Annotated in this window: 14 protein-coding genes and 1 pseudogene; 4 read left to right on the plus strand and 11 right to left on the minus strand. The window is 40.9% G+C overall.

Annotation, left to right across the window (positions count from 1 at the left end):
* Positions 1–67: 67 nt before the first annotated feature.
* From T487_RS15260 to gcvT, 7 genes and pseudogenes are all read right to left on the minus strand, one after another.
* Positions 68–1,563 (minus strand): annotated as a pseudogene (locus T487_RS15260) (IS1182 family transposase).
* Between the two features lie 244 nt (positions 1,564–1,807).
* Positions 1,808–2,779 (minus strand): lipoate--protein ligase, encoded by a 972-nt coding sequence (gene lplA, locus T487_RS0101260; protein WP_031573049.1) that lies wholly within the window; start codon positions 2,777–2,779, stop codon positions 1,808–1,810.
* Between the two features lies 1 nt (position 2,780).
* A complete protein-coding gene (lpdA, locus tag T487_RS0101265; protein WP_031573051.1) occupies positions 2,781–4,163 on the minus strand; it encodes a dihydrolipoyl dehydrogenase in 1,383 nt (460 codons plus the stop codon).
* A 3-nt stretch (positions 4,164–4,166) separates the two neighbouring features.
* Positions 4,167–5,621, minus strand: a complete 1,455-nt coding sequence (gene gcvPB, locus T487_RS0101270) for an aminomethyl-transferring glycine dehydrogenase subunit GcvPB (protein WP_031573053.1) — start codon at positions 5,619–5,621, stop codon at positions 4,167–4,169.
* Positions 5,621–6,961, minus strand: coding sequence for an aminomethyl-transferring glycine dehydrogenase subunit GcvPA (gene gcvPA / locus T487_RS0101275; RefSeq protein ID WP_031573055.1), 1,341 nt, complete (start codon positions 6,959–6,961; stop codon positions 5,621–5,623). The genes gcvPB and gcvPA overlap by 1 nt, the downstream gene beginning before the upstream one ends.
* Positions 6,962–6,964: 3 nt before the next feature.
* The gene (gene gcvH, locus T487_RS0101280) at positions 6,965–7,351 is read right to left on the minus strand and encodes a glycine cleavage system protein GcvH (RefSeq protein WP_031573057.1); all 387 of its coding nucleotides are present in this window, start codon (positions 7,349–7,351) and stop codon (positions 6,965–6,967) included.
* A 54-nt stretch (positions 7,352–7,405) separates the two neighbouring features.
* Positions 7,406–8,488 carry a glycine cleavage system aminomethyltransferase GcvT gene (gene gcvT / locus T487_RS0101285; RefSeq protein ID WP_031573059.1) on the minus strand — a complete coding sequence of 361 codons (1,083 nt, stop codon included), beginning with the start codon at positions 8,486–8,488 and terminating at the stop codon, positions 7,406–7,408.
* Positions 8,489–9,067: 579 nt separating this feature from the next.
* Here gcvT and T487_RS0101290 point away from each other — a divergent pair.
* Positions 9,068–10,750: a 2-oxoacid:acceptor oxidoreductase subunit alpha gene (locus T487_RS0101290; protein WP_031573061.1), complete on the plus strand. Its 1,683-nt coding sequence runs from the start codon at positions 9,068–9,070 to the stop codon at positions 10,748–10,750.
* Positions 10,747–11,604 carry a 2-oxoacid:ferredoxin oxidoreductase subunit beta gene (locus T487_RS0101295; RefSeq protein ID WP_031573064.1) on the plus strand — a complete coding sequence of 286 codons (858 nt, stop codon included), beginning with the start codon at positions 10,747–10,749 and terminating at the stop codon, positions 11,602–11,604. The genes T487_RS0101290 and T487_RS0101295 overlap by 4 nt, the downstream gene beginning before the upstream one ends.
* 272 nt (positions 11,605–11,876) lie before the next feature.
* Here the strand turns inward: T487_RS0101295 and T487_RS0101300 are convergent, their stop codons facing one another.
* The 4 genes from T487_RS0101300 to T487_RS0101315 are packed head-to-tail and all read right to left on the minus strand — an operon-like array spanning position 11,877 to position 15,619.
* Positions 11,877–12,866 (minus strand): siderophore ABC transporter substrate-binding protein, encoded by a 990-nt coding sequence (locus T487_RS0101300; RefSeq protein WP_031573067.1) that lies wholly within the window; start codon positions 12,864–12,866, stop codon positions 11,877–11,879.
* A 41-nt stretch (positions 12,867–12,907) separates the two neighbouring features.
* Positions 12,908–13,729, minus strand: a complete 822-nt coding sequence (locus tag T487_RS0101305; RefSeq protein WP_074542572.1) for an iron ABC transporter ATP-binding protein — start codon at positions 13,727–13,729, stop codon at positions 12,908–12,910.
* A complete protein-coding gene (locus T487_RS0101310) occupies positions 13,726–14,670 on the minus strand; it encodes an iron chelate uptake ABC transporter family permease subunit (protein ID WP_031573072.1) in 945 nt (314 codons plus the stop codon). The genes T487_RS0101305 and T487_RS0101310 overlap by 4 nt, the downstream gene beginning before the upstream one ends.
* 1 nt (position 14,671) lies before the next feature.
* Positions 14,672–15,619 (minus strand): ABC transporter permease, encoded by a 948-nt coding sequence (locus T487_RS0101315; protein WP_031573075.1) that lies wholly within the window; start codon positions 15,617–15,619, stop codon positions 14,672–14,674.
* A gap of 177 nt (positions 15,620–15,796) precedes the next feature.
* Here T487_RS0101315 and T487_RS15685 point away from each other — a divergent pair, with 177 nt between their 5' ends.
* Both T487_RS15685 and T487_RS0101325 read left to right on the plus strand, forming a co-directional pair.
* On the plus strand, positions 15,797–16,522 hold the full coding sequence (locus T487_RS15685; RefSeq protein ID WP_051651421.1) for a helix-turn-helix domain-containing protein: 726 nt from the start codon (positions 15,797–15,799) through the stop codon (positions 16,520–16,522).
* A 176-nt stretch (positions 16,523–16,698) separates the two neighbouring features.
* Entirely contained in the window at positions 16,699–17,652 is a 954-nt protein-coding gene (locus tag T487_RS0101325; RefSeq protein WP_031573081.1) for a DUF7916 family protein, read from the plus strand.
* Positions 17,653–17,747 lie beyond the last annotated feature (95 nt).

Genomic DNA, 17,747 nt, shown 5'->3' on the forward strand with positions numbered 1-17,747 from the left:
TAAGTCAGACTCGAACAAAAGAGAGAGAAGAATGCAAGTTATGCTAAACTTCTCTCTCTTTTGCTGTCTATTTGAGGGTATTAGCTGTATTAACCTTCTGCCATTTATCTGTTAGAGCCAATATTCTTTTCATATTCACTGCAAAATAGTAAATGCGCCTTGCAAGGTCATGCCAAACAGACCTCGACTGGAGGCAACACCATAGCCATGCCGATGTTTTAGTTCACTGTTCTTTGCTTCAATTTTGTAACGTTGCTTTGAGTAGAGCTTGAATTCTTCGGTTTCTTGAAACTCTTTTTGCGCTGTATGCAATCTGGATGTCAATGTCACCGAAAAGCTCTTAGTCACTGCGCCTTCTTTGTAACAACCCTCTTTATGAGGACAGACTTTACATTTCTCCACATCAAAAAAGTAGGAGATGACCGCTGCAGTGCCTGTCTTTTCTCGTTTCTTCTTACCTGAACTGGTTTTCCGTATACTCATGTGCCCAGCCTGACAGACATACATCCCAGCATCTTTGTTGAACAGGAATCTTGTGGAGTTTTTATTTGGACTGTGAGTGATAGTCTCGCTCAGTTTTGCAACCAACTTGATGTTTCTTTCTTTAGCCATAAGGATATTTCCACTTTCAGAATAAGCAGCATCACCAACTACAGCATCCACTTTAATCCCGTTTTCTTCGGTCAGCTGAATAAGTCCTGGAAGCTCTTTGCCATCATGCTTCTCTCCGGAAGTTACGGCATACGCCGTGATAATGCGTTCCGGTGTAAGGGCCAGATGTGTCTTGTATCCGAAGAATGCAGTATCTGCTGTCTTATGTCCAATCCGAGCATCTGCGTCAGCAGAATACTGCAGATGTTCTTTATTGTCTATGATTACTTCCTCTAGATAGTTCAGTGCTTCCTTTACCGCAGGGCTTAACAGCAGGTTTTCTTCATTCTTCACGAATTCCACAAGTTTCGAAGCATACCCGATCTGGTCCTCATACATCCCGGATGTGGTTTTTTCTGGCATCTTCTCTTTATGTCCTTCATCAATCCGATAGATTGCCTTTCGCAAGTTCTTAGAACTATCTACAAGAATTTCTCTTTGTGACTTGAGATTATATCTGCTTTTGCTATGTGTGGAGTCTACAATGATTGTGCCTGTCTTGATCACATTTCTTTTTATGGCATATCCTACACTGAGATTTACAAGCTTTGTAAGGATATCCGTATCTTTTAGTCTCAGCTTTCGAAATTTCGTTAACGTACTCGGATTGATAACTGGATCCTCTGGGGCTAGCCCCAGGAAGAACTTGAACGACATATCATACATGGAACGTTCTACGACATCGACATCGGATAAGATATAGGTTTCCTTCAGAATCAGATACCTGATCAAACGCATTGGAGGAATTGCATTTCTTCCATTATCCAAACAGTACTTATTAATAAGCTCGTCTTCGATCATCGAAAAATCGATTTCCTCGTTGATCCTTCTCAACATATGGTCTTTAGGGATGATTAAGTCATAGAGCGCAGTGTATTGACTTGTTAAGATTTCCAGCTGTTTTTTGATCATAAGGCACCTCACAAAATAGACTTTTTCATATACTTATTGTATTATATATTAAAATTATATGCAGTAAATATATTTAATTATGCCATTACAATAAAAAAGACCTGAGATAATTTCTCAGATCTAGTTTATTAGACTTTTTCAGCGGCCTCGAATCCCGGTGGTTCTTTTTTTACTCTTCCCATCTAACACACTAAGTTCCAACACACTTCCCCTATCCAATAGCGTGAAGTTCCATATTATTCTACTAGAAAAGCAGCCTCATCAGTTCTTCATCCTGAATATTCACCATGTAGTCCGATAAGGTAATTTCTTTAAGGGCATCCAGTACATTTTGCTCCTGATGTTTTACACCTACGAGCTTTTCTTCAAGTTCACTAATGTTCCTTGTACCGAAAAAATCACCATAAATCCGTATCGTTTCAATAGACCCTTTTTGAACATCCAATGTGACTTCAACTGTGCCGCCAGCAAATCGGCCTTCTTTCGTCATGGAAAACTTTGGACTTTGTCCATAGTTCCATTCCCAGGTAGAATACTTTTCTTCTTTCAGTTTCAGGATTTCTTCTTCCTCTGCAGTATCAAAAATTGTAATGTTATCGAGCCCTCCAGCTACAGAGCTCATAACGCGATCCCTAAATTCCAATACATCCATTGGAGTCTCCAGATGTTCACTGATATTCGTAATTCTAGAAGCTACTGATTTTACACTCTTTCCAGTAAACTTGATATCACGAGGTTTAAGCGCTCCTGAAATATCTGCTTTTTTTGAGGAAAACAACAGCGTTCCATGGTGCATGACACGATTCTTGTGCTTGCACTGTGCTGTTCCAGAGAACTTCTTCCCATCAATAGTCATATCATTTCTACCAGAAAACTCTGCTTGCACACCCAACTCATTAAGAGCTTTCGTAATAGGTTCACAAAATCCCCTGAAGTCATTGAAACTCTTCTTGCTGTTTTCTATAAAAGTGTAATTGATGTTTCCCAAGTCGTGATAAACCGCCCCGCCACCAGTGAGGCGACGGACAACCTTTATCTCTTTTTCCTTAACATACTCAACATTAATCTCAGACAGGGTATTCTGATTTGTGCCGACAATAATAGCATTGTCATTTCTCCATAGATAAAAAACATCCTCATCTGTATGTTTTAGCAGATACTCTTCTGAAGCTAGATTAAAATAAGCATCTGTATTTTCACTGATTATATATCTCATCTTATCTCCTTGACTGAACCATATGTACAGCTTCCCCTTTTAGTCCCATCACACTTTCGTAAAATGCTTCTGCAAGGGTAGGATGTGCATGGATGACGTGTTTCAGATCGTCCACACTCAGCCCCATTTCACAGGCTAGAAGCCCCTCATGGATCAAGTCCGACGCATGAGCCCCCATGATATGAACACCAATGATTTTAAAGTTCTGATCGGAGATCACTTTCACAAGCCCTTCACCTTCCCCCATGGTCAGAGCTTTCCCATTCGCTCCAAGCATAAACTTGCTGACATGATATTCTATACCTTGTTCTTTAAGCTGCTCTTCTGTATATCCCACAGAAGCAACTTCCGGGAATAAGAAAACGCACCCAGGGATAAATCTTCCCATCTTCGGATTCTTTCCAGCAAGATATTCCGACACATACTCCCCCTGAGCAGAAGCAGCATGAGCTAGAAGCCATTTCCCATTCACATCTCCAATGGCAAATATATTCTCCTGACTGGTTCTAAAATGATCATCCACCACAATTCCCTTCCGGTTCATTTCCACACCAATCTCTTCCAGTCCAAGATCCTGTGTATTTGGCCTTCGGCCTGTGGCAATCAGCACCTGATCTCCCGAAATGATCACTGGACCCTTTTTCCCCTCCATTGTCACATGAAGTTTCTGCCCGTCTCTGCTGATTTCCTGAACCATCGCAGAAGTGATAATTTCAATCCCTTTCTTCTTCAGAATCGGTTTTAGCCTTTTTACAATTTCACCATCTATCCCAGGTAAAATGTTTGGCATGGCTTCCAGCACGGTCACCTTTGATCCAAAACTTGCAAAGATTCCCGCAAACTCCATCCCTATCACACCGCCACCTACAATAACAAGTTCATCCGGAATGGACTCAAAATCAAGAAGTTCTGTGCTTGTCACCACACCTTCGTGATGAACCCCAGCAATCGGTGGTATAAAGGAGGACGAACCCGTGGCAATGATCAGTTTATCAAACTCAATCACATCTCCATTGACAGAAACACTGTTGCTTGACAGAAGTTTTCCTTCTCCATAGAGAACCTCTACCCCTGCTGATGATAAAAGCTTCTCCACTCCAGAAACCAGAGTGTCCACCACCTGATTTTTCCGTTCCCGAATCTTATGTGCATTAGGTTTTACAATACCGTCAAAATCCAAGCCATAACTTTCCAGGTGGGAAGCATGATTTAGAATTTCCGCACTTTTGTATAGTGCTTTTGTTGGAATACATCCTACATTCAGACATACTCCACCTACTCTGTTTTTTTCAATTAATGTTGTTTCAAATCCAAGTTGGCGCAAACGGATGGCGGCCACATAGCCGCCAGGTCCCCCGCCAAGTATCACTACTTTATTTGACATAAACTACTCCTTTGTCCAGTGAAGAATCAGCTGCCTTGCTGCAAGAGCTTCATCCAGTCTTCGGACAGGAGTATCATGAGGCGCATTCTTCAATAGTTCAGGGTTTTCCTTTGCTTCTGTCGCAATCTGCTTCATGACCTCTATATACGCATCTAAGGTTTCCTTGCTCTCCGTCTCCGTTGGCTCCACCATCAGCGCTCCTTCCACAATCAGTGGGAAATACATAGTTGGTGGATGATATCCATAGTCAATGATTCTCTTTGCCACATCAAGGGTAGAAACCGCATCTGTCTTTTCCTTTAGACCCGCAAACACAACTTCATGCATACAGGTTTCATCCACAGCTACTTTATAGTGCTCTCTAAGGCTTTCCTTCATGTAATTGGCATTAAGCACCGCATTTGTTGAAGCAGCTTTCAATCCATCGTGTCCCATGGACAGCATGTAGATGTAAGCTCTCAATACCACACCAAAGTTTCCATAGAAGTTTTTCACTTTGCCGATGGAATCCTTATAGTCATAATCGAGATAATAAGCATCCCCACTCTTCGCTACCACTGGAACTGGCAAGTATTCTTTCAAAATGTTCTTACAAGCCACAGGACCTGATCCAGGACCTCCTCCACCGTGTGGAGTAGAGAATGTTTTATGCAGGTTATAATGCAGAACGTCAAAGCCCATATCCCCGGGTCTTACAATCCCCATGATCGCATTCATGTTGGCCCCATCATAATAGAGAAGGCCTCCTGCTTCATGGACAAGATCCGCAATTTCCTTGATATGTTTTTCAAACAATCCTAGTGTAGAAGGGTTGGTCAGCATAAGTCCGGCAATCTCATCACTCAAAACAGATTTCAGAGAGTCAATATCCACCGATCCATCCTTATGGGAAGCCACTTCAACTACATCAAACCCAGCTACCGCTACTGAAGCAGGATTTGTTCCATGTGCAGAATCCGGTACGATGATTTTATTACGCTTTTTATCATTTCTCATTTCATGGTATTTTTTGATCAGCATAAGACCCACAAGCTCCCCATGGGCTCCTGCTGCAGGTTGGAGTGTAACTGCATCCATACCAGAAATTTCTTTGATATTTTCCTGAACGGTATACATTACTTCCAGCGCACCCTGTACCGTCTCCGCAGGCTGAAGCGGATGAAGTCTGGCAAATTTAGGATTCGCTGCAACCTCCTCATTGATCTTCGGATTATATTTCATGGTGCAGGATCCTAACGGATAGAATCCCGAATCAATCGAATAGTTCTTTTTTGAAAGCAGTGTATAGTGGCGAACCACATCAAGTTCACTTACCTCAGGGAAATCCAGCTCCTCTTCTCTCAGAAAACTGGAATCGATATAGTCACTAAGATTCATCTCTTTCAGAGAATCTTCAGGAAGAGCATACGACTTTCTTCCAGGTTTGGATAATTCAAAAATCAACTTTTCGTAAGCCATTAGATCTCCTCCATAATTTTTACAAATCTATCGATTTCTTCAAGACTTCTATTTTCAGTGACAGCAATAAGCATAGCATCCCCTAGTTCTTCATTCGCCTTTTTCAGATTGAAGCCGCCTAAGATTCCATGCGCCCGTAGTTTTTCATTGATTTCATCTACAGACTGAGGACAAAGAACAGCAAACTCTTTAAAGAACGGTTTGTTGAACAGCGGTTTGTACTTTCCACTCTTCGTCAACTCTTGGAATGTATAATGCGCTTTCTTGAAGGACTGGGAAGCTACTTCCTTCATCCCATGCTTGCCAAGTGTGGCCATGTAGATTGCCGCGGTAATAGAATTCAGTGTCTGGTCCGAACAGATGTTGGATGTTGCTTTAAATCGTCTGATATGCTGTTCTCTTGCCTGAAGCGTCAGAACAAAAGCACGTTTTCCATCTCTGTCCAATGTCTGGCCTACAATACGGCCAGGCATCTTTCGCATGAGCTTTGTGGTGGTAGCCATAAAACCTAAAACAGGACCGCCATAATTGAGGTTCTGACCAAGGGCCTGTCCCTCTCCCACCACGATATCCGCTTTCAGTTCCCCAGGACTCTTTAGAATACTTAAGGCAATAGGGTCTACGCTCATGAGAAGAAGTGACTTATTATTATGAACAGCTTCCTCTATCTCTTTCACATTTTCCACAACACCATAAAAATTCGGGTATTGGAGCACCACACCAGCAACATCAGCTGTAAGCTTTTGCTGAAGATCTGAAACATCTGTGACCCCATCTTTTTCATCTACGAAAAGAATGTCAACATTTCTAAACTTGAGATATGTCTCCAGAACCGCTCTTGTTTCAGGATGCACCGTTTTAGAAACCAGAATCTGCTTTCTCTTCGTTTGAACAGACGCCAGGATTGCGCCCTCAGCAGCCGCAGTAGGCGCATCATACATAGACACATTCGAGACTTCCATGCCTGTAAGCGCACACATCATAGACTGATATTCAAATACACTCTGAAGTGTTCCCTGACTGATTTCAGGCTGATATGGGGTATAGGCTGTGTAAAACTCAGAACGTGTGACAAGTGTTCTGATAATGGATGGAATATAGTGGTCATAGGATCCGGCTCCCAAGAAACAGGTCAGTTCATCTACACTCTCATTTTTCGATGCAAGGGCACTGACAATTCTTCTCACTTCTATCTCAGACTTGGACTTGGGAAGGTTCAGATCTTTTTGCAGTCGGACATTGTCCGGGATACTCTTGAACAGAGCTTCCGTAGACTCCACACCGATGACGCCAAGCATTTCCTGAACATCTTCTGGTGTATTAGGCAGATATGGATGCATAGACTATTCCTCCTCAGAAATAAACGCTTCGTAATCCTCTTTGCTTAACAGCTCCTCAATCTCATCGACGTCTGTGAGTTTTACAATGACCAGATGATTGTCGTATGGAGCCTCATTGACGAGTTCAGGGTTATCTTCAAGATCCTCATTGATTTCAAGAACCTCACCTGATACAGGCATGATGATATCTGAAGCGGCCTTCACAGACTCCACAACACCCAGATTGTCATCTTTGCTGATTTCATCTCCTACTTCTGGCAGTTCAACATATACGATGGATCCAAGAGAATGCTGCGCATAATCTGTAATACCGATATAAGCCTTCTCTCCTTCTACTCTTACCCACTCATGATCCTTTGTGTAAAATAAACCTTCCATTACTAATGACATAATACTATCTCCTTTTACTTTTACTATTATTTGTTATTTTTTATTTGCTATTTGTTATCTTTGAAGAAACTTGCGGCTTCTCACCGTAGCCTGAGAGGTTTTGTTTCTGATTTCCACATCGATTTCAGTGCCTATTTTGCTGAACTCTGTCTTCACCATGGCTAGACCGATGATTTCACCTAGTGTTGGCGATTTATAACCGGTGGTGACAAACCCGATCTCTTCACCATCCTTAAGAACACGATAGCCGTGTCTTGGAATTTTTTTGTCCGACATTGTAAATCCAACAATTTTTCTGGATACGCCATCTTCTTTCTGTTTTTTGAGCACTTCTTTTCCAATGAAATCCGCTTTATCGGTTTTCACAAAAAAACCAAATCCAGCTTCGATGGGCGTCCAGTCATCACTGAGCTCATTTCCATAAAGCGGCAGATTCGCTTCAAATCTTAAAGTGTCTCTTGCCCCAAGACCTATGGGTGATGCCCCGTCTTCAATGAGGTTTGTATAGAGCTCCACAACCTTATCATTGGAAAGATAGATTTCGAATCCGTCTTCTCCAGTATACCCTGTTCTGGAAACCATACAGTCAATCCCATCAATTTCGACATTTCTTTTTGCGAAGAAAAACTTGATCTCTGACAAATCTTCATCGGTATGAGCCTGGAGCAGAGATTCCGCCTTCGGTCCTTGAATCGCCAGCTGGGCTGTTTCATTGGAAATATTCTCAATTTCCACATGCTCATCACTGTGATTCTCGAGCACCCACTGGTAGTCTTTGTCTGTATTAGACGCATTCACCACAAGAAGGATGTCTTCTTTGCTGAATCTGTATACCAGGATATCATCTACAACTCCACCATCTTCTCTGCACATGAATGTATAAAGAACCTGAGAATCCTCAATCTTCTCCAGATCATTGGTGATAAGCCTATTAACAAATGACAGCGCATCTGGGCCCTTCACAGTGATTTCTCCCATATGGGATACATCAAAGAGTCCAACATTATTTCTAACAGACTCATGTTCCTTGATGATGCCTTCGAACTCCACCGGCATGAACCAACCGGCAAAATCCACAGTTTTACCACCATACTTCTGGTACTCCTCAGCTAAAGCTGTTCTTTTTAAATTGTCCAACGGTAAACCTCCTAACTACATTATAGTGTACACTACTATCATACGCATTTTTAGAAACTTATTCAATAAGGCTTGTGTAATAGTTTACAAGGGTTTTTTGATGACTTTTTCACAAAAATGAAGATATTTAAAACAGATATTCAATTTTTCTTTTACTGTACTACTCCGTTAATAGCTACTTTAAAACAGATTCTGTTTTAAAACTTTTTAAAACACTTTATTTATCATCGTTATTGTCTTGATTTACAGGAGTAGCAGCGTCCCTTCTCTTATATCATTTTTTAGTACAGTATAATTTCGAAACATCTTCAGAATAAGAAAAAACAGCTATCCTATGAACTCTTTCACATAGTATCCTCAAAAACTGATAATTTCATCAAAGATTCTATTATTTGATAGTATTTAAATAAAACACAGCACTTTTTATCTCTTTTCTATGAACATCTAAAGGTTTTCTTTTAACATATCATGAATCATGTAACCTATGTATGTATGTTTGTTGAAACTTCTGTGTACTTCAGGAATGTCGACATTCCTTTGTTATAATTGAGGCATCAAAACTTATACGAGGTGAATACTATGGATTTTAACCTACTCATTGGTGGTGCTGCAGGTCAAGGTATGGAAACATTCAGCGCCACTTTATCAAAAATTCTGCAGAAAAGAGGATATCATCTCTTTACCCTGCAAGATTATATGTCCAGAGTTCGTGGTGGGCATAACTTCTTCCAAATCCGATTTTCAGAGAATCTTGTGAAAACACATAGAGACGATCTGGATGGGATCATTGCTCTCAACAGTGAAACCATTGATCTCCATCTGAATCGCCTTCATGAAAATGGATTCATCATTGCAGATGAGGACGTTCCTCATCATGATCCAAGACTTATTACAATTCCAGCCAAGAGACTTGCAAAGGAAGTTGGAAATCCCAAAGTCCAGTCCAGCGCAATTCTTGGGGCTCTTCTAAAAATTTATGGAATGGATCTTTCTTTCGTAGAAGAGATCTTCTCCTACAAATTTGATGACAAAGTAGTTCAGCAAAACATGGAAGCCTTTAAGAAAGGATATGAACTGACCGAATCCCGTTTTGTTGAGCCTGAAAGAAGTACAGAGAAGACCATGATGCTTCAAGCCAATGAAAGCATTGCCTTAGGAGCCCTTGCTGCGGGTCTGAAATTCTACAGCGCTTACCCCATGACTCCAGCGACTTCAATCATGAGCTATCTTGTAAAGAAATCTTTTGATGCTAAAGTGGTCGTGGAACAGGCGGAGGATGAGATTGCAGCCATCAATATGGCCATTGGTGCTTCCTATGCGGGTGTCCGGTCTATGACTGGAACATCTGGTGGTGGATATTCTTTAATGGTTGAAGCCGTAGGTATGGCTGGGATCATGGAAACGCCATTAGTCATTGCAGAAATCCAAAGACCGGGTCCCGCTACAGGACTACCAACAAGAACAGAACAGAGTGACTTGAATTTCGTCATTCACTCCTCCCACGGAGAGTTTCCCAAGATGGTCATTGCTCTGAGAAATCCAGAAGATGCCTTCTATCAGACAGCAAGAGCCTTTAATCTTGCGGACAAATATCAGATTCCAGTCATCATTCTTGGTGATCAGTATATGGCGGATGCCATTCGAACTGTTAAACCTTTTGATCTCAGCAAAGTGAAGATTGATAGGAACCTTGCGGATGAGTCCGTGTACCAGAATGGTAAAGAGTACAGACGTTATGAACTCACCGAAACTGGAGTCTCTCCACGACTTATTCCCGGAAAGGTTGAAGGCACCATGGTCAATGTGGACAGTGATGAACATGATGAATTCGGTAATATCACAGAATCTGCAGAGGTTCGCGTACGTATGGTAGACAAACGCGCCAAGAAGCTGGAACTGTTGAAAGAGGACCTATTGGAACCTGAACTCTTAGGATCAGAGGATCCAGATATTCTCTTACTTGGATTCGGAAGTCTTCATAGCCCTCTTTCAGAAGCAGTGGAGCTTTTAAATGCTGAAAGTGGAAGCAAGTTCTCGGCTCTTGTTTTTGGTGACATATGGCCATTGCCTACAAAGAAATTAGAAGAACTTTCTTCCAAAGTAAAACTTCTCATCAACGTGGAGCAGAACAGCACAGGACAACTAGCCGCACTGATCAGTCAGGTCACCGGTATCAGAGTGCATCAGTCTGTTCTGAAGTATGATGGAAGACCACTTTCGGCGACTGAAATTAGAGACAAAGTACTGGAGGGACTGAAATGATCAAGAAGAAAGAATTTGTCACATTTGAAACTGCCTGGTGCCCTGGCTGTGGAGATTTCGCCATATTGGAAGCATTGAAGGAAACTCTGGAGGAAATGAATAAAAGCCCTCACGAAGTTCTTGTTGTAGGTGGTATCGGACAAGCAGCCAAGACCCCTCAATACATCAATGCCAATGGCTTTGAAGGTCTTCACGGAAGAGCGCTTCCTCCTGCTGCTGCTGCAAAAATCGCAAATCATAAACTGACCGTCATCATAGATACTGGTGATGGGGATTCTTATGGTGAAGGTGGAAACCACTTTATCCATAACATTAAGCGAAATGTGGATATGACTCATTTCGTTCATGACAATCAGATTTATGGACTCACAAAAGGTCAGAGTTCTCCCACATCAGATTTGGGGCATGTGACTGATTTCACACCAAATGGTGTGAATACAAACCCAATCAATCCTATGGTTGCAGCCATTGGCCTCGGATGCGGTTTTGTCGCTAGAGCATTCAGTGGTGACAAAGAGCATTTGAAAACCATCATGAAAGCTGCCATCAATTATAATGGCTATGCACTGGTAGACATCCTGCAGCCCTGTGTGAGCTTTAATAAAGTAAACACCTTTGCGTGGTACAAAAAGCGAGTCTATAATCTGGACCAGGATGCATCTTATAACCCCACTGACAAGGTTAAAGCCTTTGAAAAAGCGCTGGAATGGGGAGATAAGATCCCCACTGGCATACTGTATATAAACGATGGCCCCAGCTATGTGGACAAGGTACCATTCCTTCAAGATAAACCACTGGTGGATCTGCCCATTGAACATGAGACCATTCAGACATTCCTGAACGAATTTATGTAGTTCAAAAGGGATTGTGGCAACGCTAGTTTTACTAGTATGCCTCAATCCCTTTTATCATGAAAGATCTGAAGTCAATACTTCGTGTTCAATACACACACTATGCTTCTTTTTTTGTACTGACCACTGCGCTGAATATTAGTTCAGCATTTATAAACACAAAGAAGACCAGGAAGGGGATCCTGGTCTTCTTTGTGTTTAAGGAGTGTATAAAGTATAGGTTGTATTTGTTATATATTCTGAGACTTTTTCAGTGAACAATAGGCCTTCACTGATTATTTTTCAAGTGCTGCTGCAATTTCATCAAGCATGACACCAGTTCCAGTGAATCCACCAGATGTAATGTACCACACCTCAGGATTCAGATAATGAATCTTGCCATTTTTGTAAGCTTCCGTTTCTTTCACAATATCATTGTCCATGACGGTAGAAGCATCCGTTTCTCCACCAACTACTGCAGCTCTGTCAATCACAAACAGATTCTCCGGATTTTTTTCCAGGATATACTCATAGGTTATACTCATGCCATGGGTAGCTTCTTCAATCTTTTCATCTGCTTCTTTGAAGCCGAGTGTATTGTGGATAATCCCGAATCTGGATACTTTTCCATAAGCACTGAGTGATCCATCGTTTGCCAGAACCACTAAAGCATTCTCATTTTTTTCTTCAACTTTTCCAGAAATCTCGTCTATTTTTTCCTTTAAGGAGGTCATACTGATTTTTACCTCAGCTTCTTTACTAAAGAGCTCACCAATCAGTTTCGCATTTTCTTCCACTGATCCGATATAGTCCGAACTGTTTACAGTTAAGTAAACCGTAGGTGCAATCTTAGATAGCTCATCATATGCCTCGGCTGTTCTTCCAGAAATAAATATCACATCTGGTGAAAGCTCAAAGATCTTTTCAAAATCAGGTTCTTTCAATGTACCCACATTCGTGTATTTACTCTCATCACTATACTTCTCAAGGAAGGAAGGAATATTTCCCATGGGCAGTCCCATTACCTCAACACCAAGGTTATCCATGATATCCAGAAGACCGTAGTCAAAAACGATAACTTTTTCCGGATTCTTAGATAATGTTACTTCTCCAAGCTCATGAGTAATGGTCATTTCAAGGACCTCATCAGGACCGCTGACACTCCCCACAGGTGTTTCAGGAGTATCCCCAGGTTCATCTGCCTTTGCACTGCTTCCGCAGGCAGAAAGCACCATGGCAGCACTGAGCAGTAGAGCAGAAACGATCATATTTTTCTTGTTTTTCATTTTTTGCACCTCTTATTTTATTGTCTTATTGATTCAGATCATTACATGACTTTTTTTGATAACAGAGTTAATGGAGCACCAGGAACTTCACAGTCGCACAGCCCCTCCTGATAATAAGTACAGATTTTCTTTCCACCCAGATGATGCACATCAAACTCCATATCAAATACTTCGTTCAGCACCTGAGCATCGATGATACGATCCGTATCATCATAGTATTTTATATGTCCATCCTGAAGCGCCACAATCTTATCTGAATAGCACGAAGCAAAGTTGATATCATGAATCACAAGAACAACCGTCTTGCCTAACTCATCCACAATCTTTCTCAGAATCTTCATGATTTCCACTGCATGTTTCATATCCAGATTATTCAACGGCTCATCAAGCAGAATATACTCTGTGTCTTGAGCAAGTACCATGGCGATATAAGCCCTTTGTTTTTGTCCTCCTGAAAGTTCGTTGATATAACTGTTCTCTATGTCCTTCAGCTTCAGATATTCGATGGCCTGATCCACAAATCGTTCATCACTCTCTGTAAGATTGCCCTTTGAATATGGAAATCTGCCAAAAGACACCAGCTCTCTCACCGTGAGCTTCACATTGAGATTATTGCTTTGTCTTAATATCGATATCTTCTTTGCCAGTTCTCTGGATTTCCAGTTCTTCAGGGCGATCCCATCAATGGTCACCTCTCCTTCACTGACATCCATAAGCCGTGAAATCATAGAGAGAAGAGTACTCTTACCAGCTCCATTAGGTCCAATGAATGATGTGATATAACCTTTTTCGATATTTAGAGTAACACTTTTCACCACTTCTTTGCTTTCATATCTCTTTGTTAGATTTCTTACACTGATCATAATTGATTCTCCCTTAACAGCAGATAAATGAAATAGAGTCCACCGATAAAATTAATGATTACACTGATTGGTGTGCTGAACACAAAAATTCTTTCTACCAGAAGCTGACCATACACTAACGCAGTGGAACTGATGAGCATCGCTCCGATTAACAGATAGGTATGCTTAAAGGTCTTCAGAAGTTCTCTTGAAAGATTCGTCACAAGAATCCCAAGAAAAGTAATGGGACCCACCAGAGCTGTAGATACTGAAATCAGCACAGCAACAAGAACAAGCATGGAGTTGACAAGTTTTTTATGGTTTATACCGAGATTTACCGCATGATCCTTTCCTAGGGATAGAACATCCAGTTCTTTCGCTTTCATTATGCCCATTACCATAGCTCCTATAAGAAGCACCGCAGAGATCAAAAGAACATCTGTATTGATATTATTGAAACTTGCAAACAGTCTTCCCTGTAGTGTGAGAAACTCATTGGGATCAATAATCACCTGCAGGAAGGAGGAAGCGCTTCTAAAGAGTGTTCCAGTGATGATTCCCACGAGCAGCAGAAGATAAATATTACCCCCAACTTTTCGAAGAATTCCACCAAGAATCCCCACACTGAAGAGAACCATAATCCCTACTGAAAAGAGAAAAGAAATTCTTACATCTACTTTCGCTATAGCTTCTGATCCAATGAAGAATATTGCAATTGTTTGTATAAACACAAATACTGAGTCGAGCCCTAGGACACTGGGTGTAAGGATGCGATTTTCCGTTACAGTCTGGAAGATCAGTGATGCATAAGCAATGGCTCCTCCAGTTAGAGTAATGGCAAGGATCTTAGGTATTCTTCTGGATAATGCATACTCGTAACTGTTCGGATTTAACCCAAGAAAGAGAAACAGTCCAATTCCCAGAAGAAGCAGTATACTTAGTACAGCTATTTTTTTCTTCATCTTACTTCTTCACCCCCTTGAAAATCAGGTATAGAAAGACAATACTTCCTAGTACTCCTACCGTTAAGGATATGGATATTTCATAGGGATAAATGAGGATTCTGCCCAATATGTCGCAAAACAGAAGAAAAACTGCACCAAGAAGCGCCGTAGTGCTTAGACTGTTTTTTAAATTGTCCCCGCGAATCATGGAAACAATATTCGGTACAATAAGACCCACGAAAGGAATACTTCCAATGGTCACCAGAACAGCACTTGATATGAGCGCTACAATCGCCAGTCCTATGTTTACAATAAGCTGGTAATTAAGTCCAAGATTTTTAGCAAAATCTTCTCCCATTCCAGCAATGGTGAACTTATTGGCGAAAAGATAGGCTATAATTCCTAGAGGAATGGCCAGAAAGATGATTTCATAACGTCCTTTTGTCACCATAGAGAAACTCCCCTGAAGCCATGCATTGATGTTCTGGATGAGATCAAAACGATAAGACACAAAGGTAGTAATAGAATCTATCAGGTTTCCCAGCATTATTCCTACCAAGGGAATGACAATGACGTTTTTCACTTTAACTTTTCTGAGTATGAACATAAAAAGAAAAGTTCCACCCAAAGCAAAGATAAACGCGATTCCCATTTTACCGATCACAGGTAAGCCAGGCAGGAAAATCATAGATACCAGAATCCCAAATTTTGCTGAATCCATTGTAGCGGCAGTACTGGGAGAGACAAACTTGTTCCTCGTGATCTGCTGCATAATGAGCCCCGATATACTAAGTGCCATGCCTGTTATGAGAATACTGATCAGTCTTGGTATTCTGCTTAACATAAATACCAGAACCTCAGTTTCGCCACCATTGAATAAATCCTGAATTGATAAGGTTTTTGCTCCTATAAATAGAGAAATCACCGATAAGATGATTGTGGCCACAATTAAATGTTTATTTTTCATATCTTATAACAGTGCAAATCCCCGTTATGTTTGACACCTCACTCTATTCATTGATATAATTGAACATGACGAAATTGATAATCATTCTCATTTATAGTAACAAAAAGTCGAATAATTATCTAATAGAGTATTTGGTTTTTTATAACGATATTTGGGTAAAAGAAAGGAGAGGTTCATTTGTTCATCGAACGGAACCCAAAAGAAGTGGCTGAAGACTTTTATGCGAGCACCTTCATTGCGGTGAGCGCCTACAGCTATGATGGAAAGATTCAGTATAGTGGTGGAGACCACTACCGATATGCAGACTATGATTTAATAAATAATCTTTTAGAAAAAATGTTGTACCCTACTGATACAAGCTATACCTCTTTAACACTATCCAATGATAGAGGGTATCATTATACCGCCTACTACATCAACAAAACAAGCCCAAAGGACGGTTTTGTCATCATGGGACCCTATAATCAGGAGGATCTCGAAAGAGTAAACAACCTGAATATTTGCTATTCCAATAATCTTTATATGGCACCCCTGAACCAAACACTGGATCTATGCCCAGCAAATGGTTGTGCAGGCTGTTACAGTCTCAATGTCCGTAGAGCAATGAACTTCATTCAAGCTCATTATAAAGAGAATATCACCCTTGATGCCCTCGTATCACATCTAAATCTGAATAAAAGTTATTTCTGTACCCTTTTCAAAAAAGAAACCGGCGTAACTTTTACACATTACGTGAACTTAGTAAGGGTTGAAAAAAGCAAAAGGCAGCTGCTTAAGGATAATAAGTCTGTTTTAGATATTGCTCTTTCTGTTGGATTCAGTAATCAGAACTACTATACGATCACGTTTAAGCGAATCACCAGTATGACTCCCATGGAGTTCAGAAAGAAAGCATACATCTGATTTCTTTTATTATACAATAATAAGTTCATTTTGTAACCATTATAATTTAAATTAAATCTTAATTTACATCTTTATAACAATATTTGTTAGCCTGCAGTGCTCTGCAGGCTATTTGTTTTGAAACACCATTCCATGCTAGAATCTAATTATATTAATGTCTAGGAGGAGGAACTGAAATGAGGATGTTTGATTTATTCTATGAGGACTATTTTAAGATGAGACGTGAGGAGATCCTAGCTGCTATTAAGAATACTGAAGGCCGAACAATCATGGCAGAGACAATCATCAGCACATTCCCACTGTTGGATGGTGTATCCAACCCTGAAACCGCAGCCGCTTTCAGTGCTGATATGATTACATTGAATACTTTCAATTTTGAAGCTCCTTTTGTTTTTGGATATGATGATTCCCATCTCAGTCCTTTGATTGGTATTCCGGATTATGCAATGGAGATTCAAAAAGTCATCCTGAAGAATAAAGAAGACCTTCAGTATATTCAAAACCTGAAGAAGGTTGTAGGAAGATTTCTTGGTGTTAACCTAGAACCCGTCCCAGAAGATAGTTCATATCCAAAAGGACTTCGCTGCACAGAAGAAAATCTCCGAAAAGCAAAAGCATTAGGGTTTGATTATGTAGTTATCACCGCAAATCCAAGCACTGGCGTAACCAGTGAGGGTATTTTGGAAGGCATCAAATCCGCACGCACAATATTAGGCAATGAGACTCTCATTGCTGCTGGTAAGATGCATGGTGCTGGCGCTGGAAACATTTATGATGTAGAAATAATTGATGCATTTATCGATGCCGGTGCAGATGTTATCTTGCTTCCGGCTCCTGGAACAGTTCCTGGATTCACAGTAGATCTCGCCAAAAATTTTATTGATCTGATTCATAATAAAGGAGCACTGGCCATGACAACCATTGGCACAAGTCAGGAGGGTGCAACTGAATCATTTATCGAAAGCGTTGCGCAAATGTCCAAAATGGCTGGTGCAGATATTCAGCATACTGGCGATTGTGGAGTTTCCGGAATGACTCCTCCTGAAAATCTGCTTCGTATGTCGATCACCATCCGAGGAAGAAGGCATACCTATCGTAAAATGTCCCGCTCACCACATAGAGTCAGATAGATCATCAAAAAGAAGCCCAGAGCTTATCGGAAAAGCCTGTGCTTCTTTTTTTTAGGCTCCGTATGAAGATAGTGTTGGTTTTGGGCAAAATTTTT

Origin of the sequence: Proteiniclasticum ruminis DSM 24773 (genome assembly GCF_000701905.1) — a bacterium.
Taxonomy (GTDB): Bacteria; Bacillota; Clostridia; order Clostridiales; family Clostridiaceae; genus Proteiniclasticum; species Proteiniclasticum ruminis.

Excerpts from the sequence above, each read along its gene's own strand:
- lplA (WP_031573049.1), bottom strand. The coding sequence starts at position 2,779 with ATGAGATATATAATCAGTGAAAATACAGATGCTTATTTTAATCTAGCT.
- lpdA (WP_031573051.1), bottom strand. The coding sequence starts at position 4,163 with ATGTCAAATAAAGTAGTGATACTTGGCGGGGGACCTGGCGGCTATGTG.
- gcvPB (WP_031573053.1), bottom strand. The coding sequence starts at position 5,621 with ATGGCTTACGAAAAGTTGATTTTTGAATTATCCAAACCTGGAAGAAAG.
- gcvPA (WP_031573055.1), bottom strand. The coding sequence starts at position 6,961 with ATGCATCCATATCTGCCTAATACACCAGAAGATGTTCAGGAAATGCTT.
- gcvH (WP_031573057.1), bottom strand. The coding sequence starts at position 7,351 with ATGTCATTAGTAATGGAAGGTTTATTTTACACAAAGGATCATGAGTGG.
- T487_RS0101290 (WP_031573061.1), top strand. The coding sequence starts at position 9,068 with ATGGATTTTAACCTACTCATTGGTGGTGCTGCAGGTCAAGGTATGGAA.
- T487_RS0101295 (WP_031573064.1), top strand. The coding sequence starts at position 10,747 with ATGATCAAGAAGAAAGAATTTGTCACATTTGAAACTGCCTGGTGCCCT.
- T487_RS0101300 (WP_031573067.1), bottom strand. The coding sequence starts at position 12,866 with ATGAAAAACAAGAAAAATATGATCGTTTCTGCTCTACTGCTCAGTGCT.
- T487_RS0101305 (WP_074542572.1), bottom strand. The coding sequence starts at position 13,729 with ATGATCAGTGTAAGAAATCTAACAAAGAGATATGAAAGCAAAGAAGTG.
- T487_RS0101310 (WP_031573072.1), bottom strand. The coding sequence starts at position 14,670 with ATGAAGAAAAAAATAGCTGTACTAAGTATACTGCTTCTTCTGGGAATT.
- T487_RS0101315 (WP_031573075.1), bottom strand. The coding sequence starts at position 15,619 with ATGAAAAATAAACATTTAATTGTGGCCACAATCATCTTATCGGTGATT.
- T487_RS0101325 (WP_031573081.1), top strand. The coding sequence starts at position 16,699 with ATGAGGATGTTTGATTTATTCTATGAGGACTATTTTAAGATGAGACGT.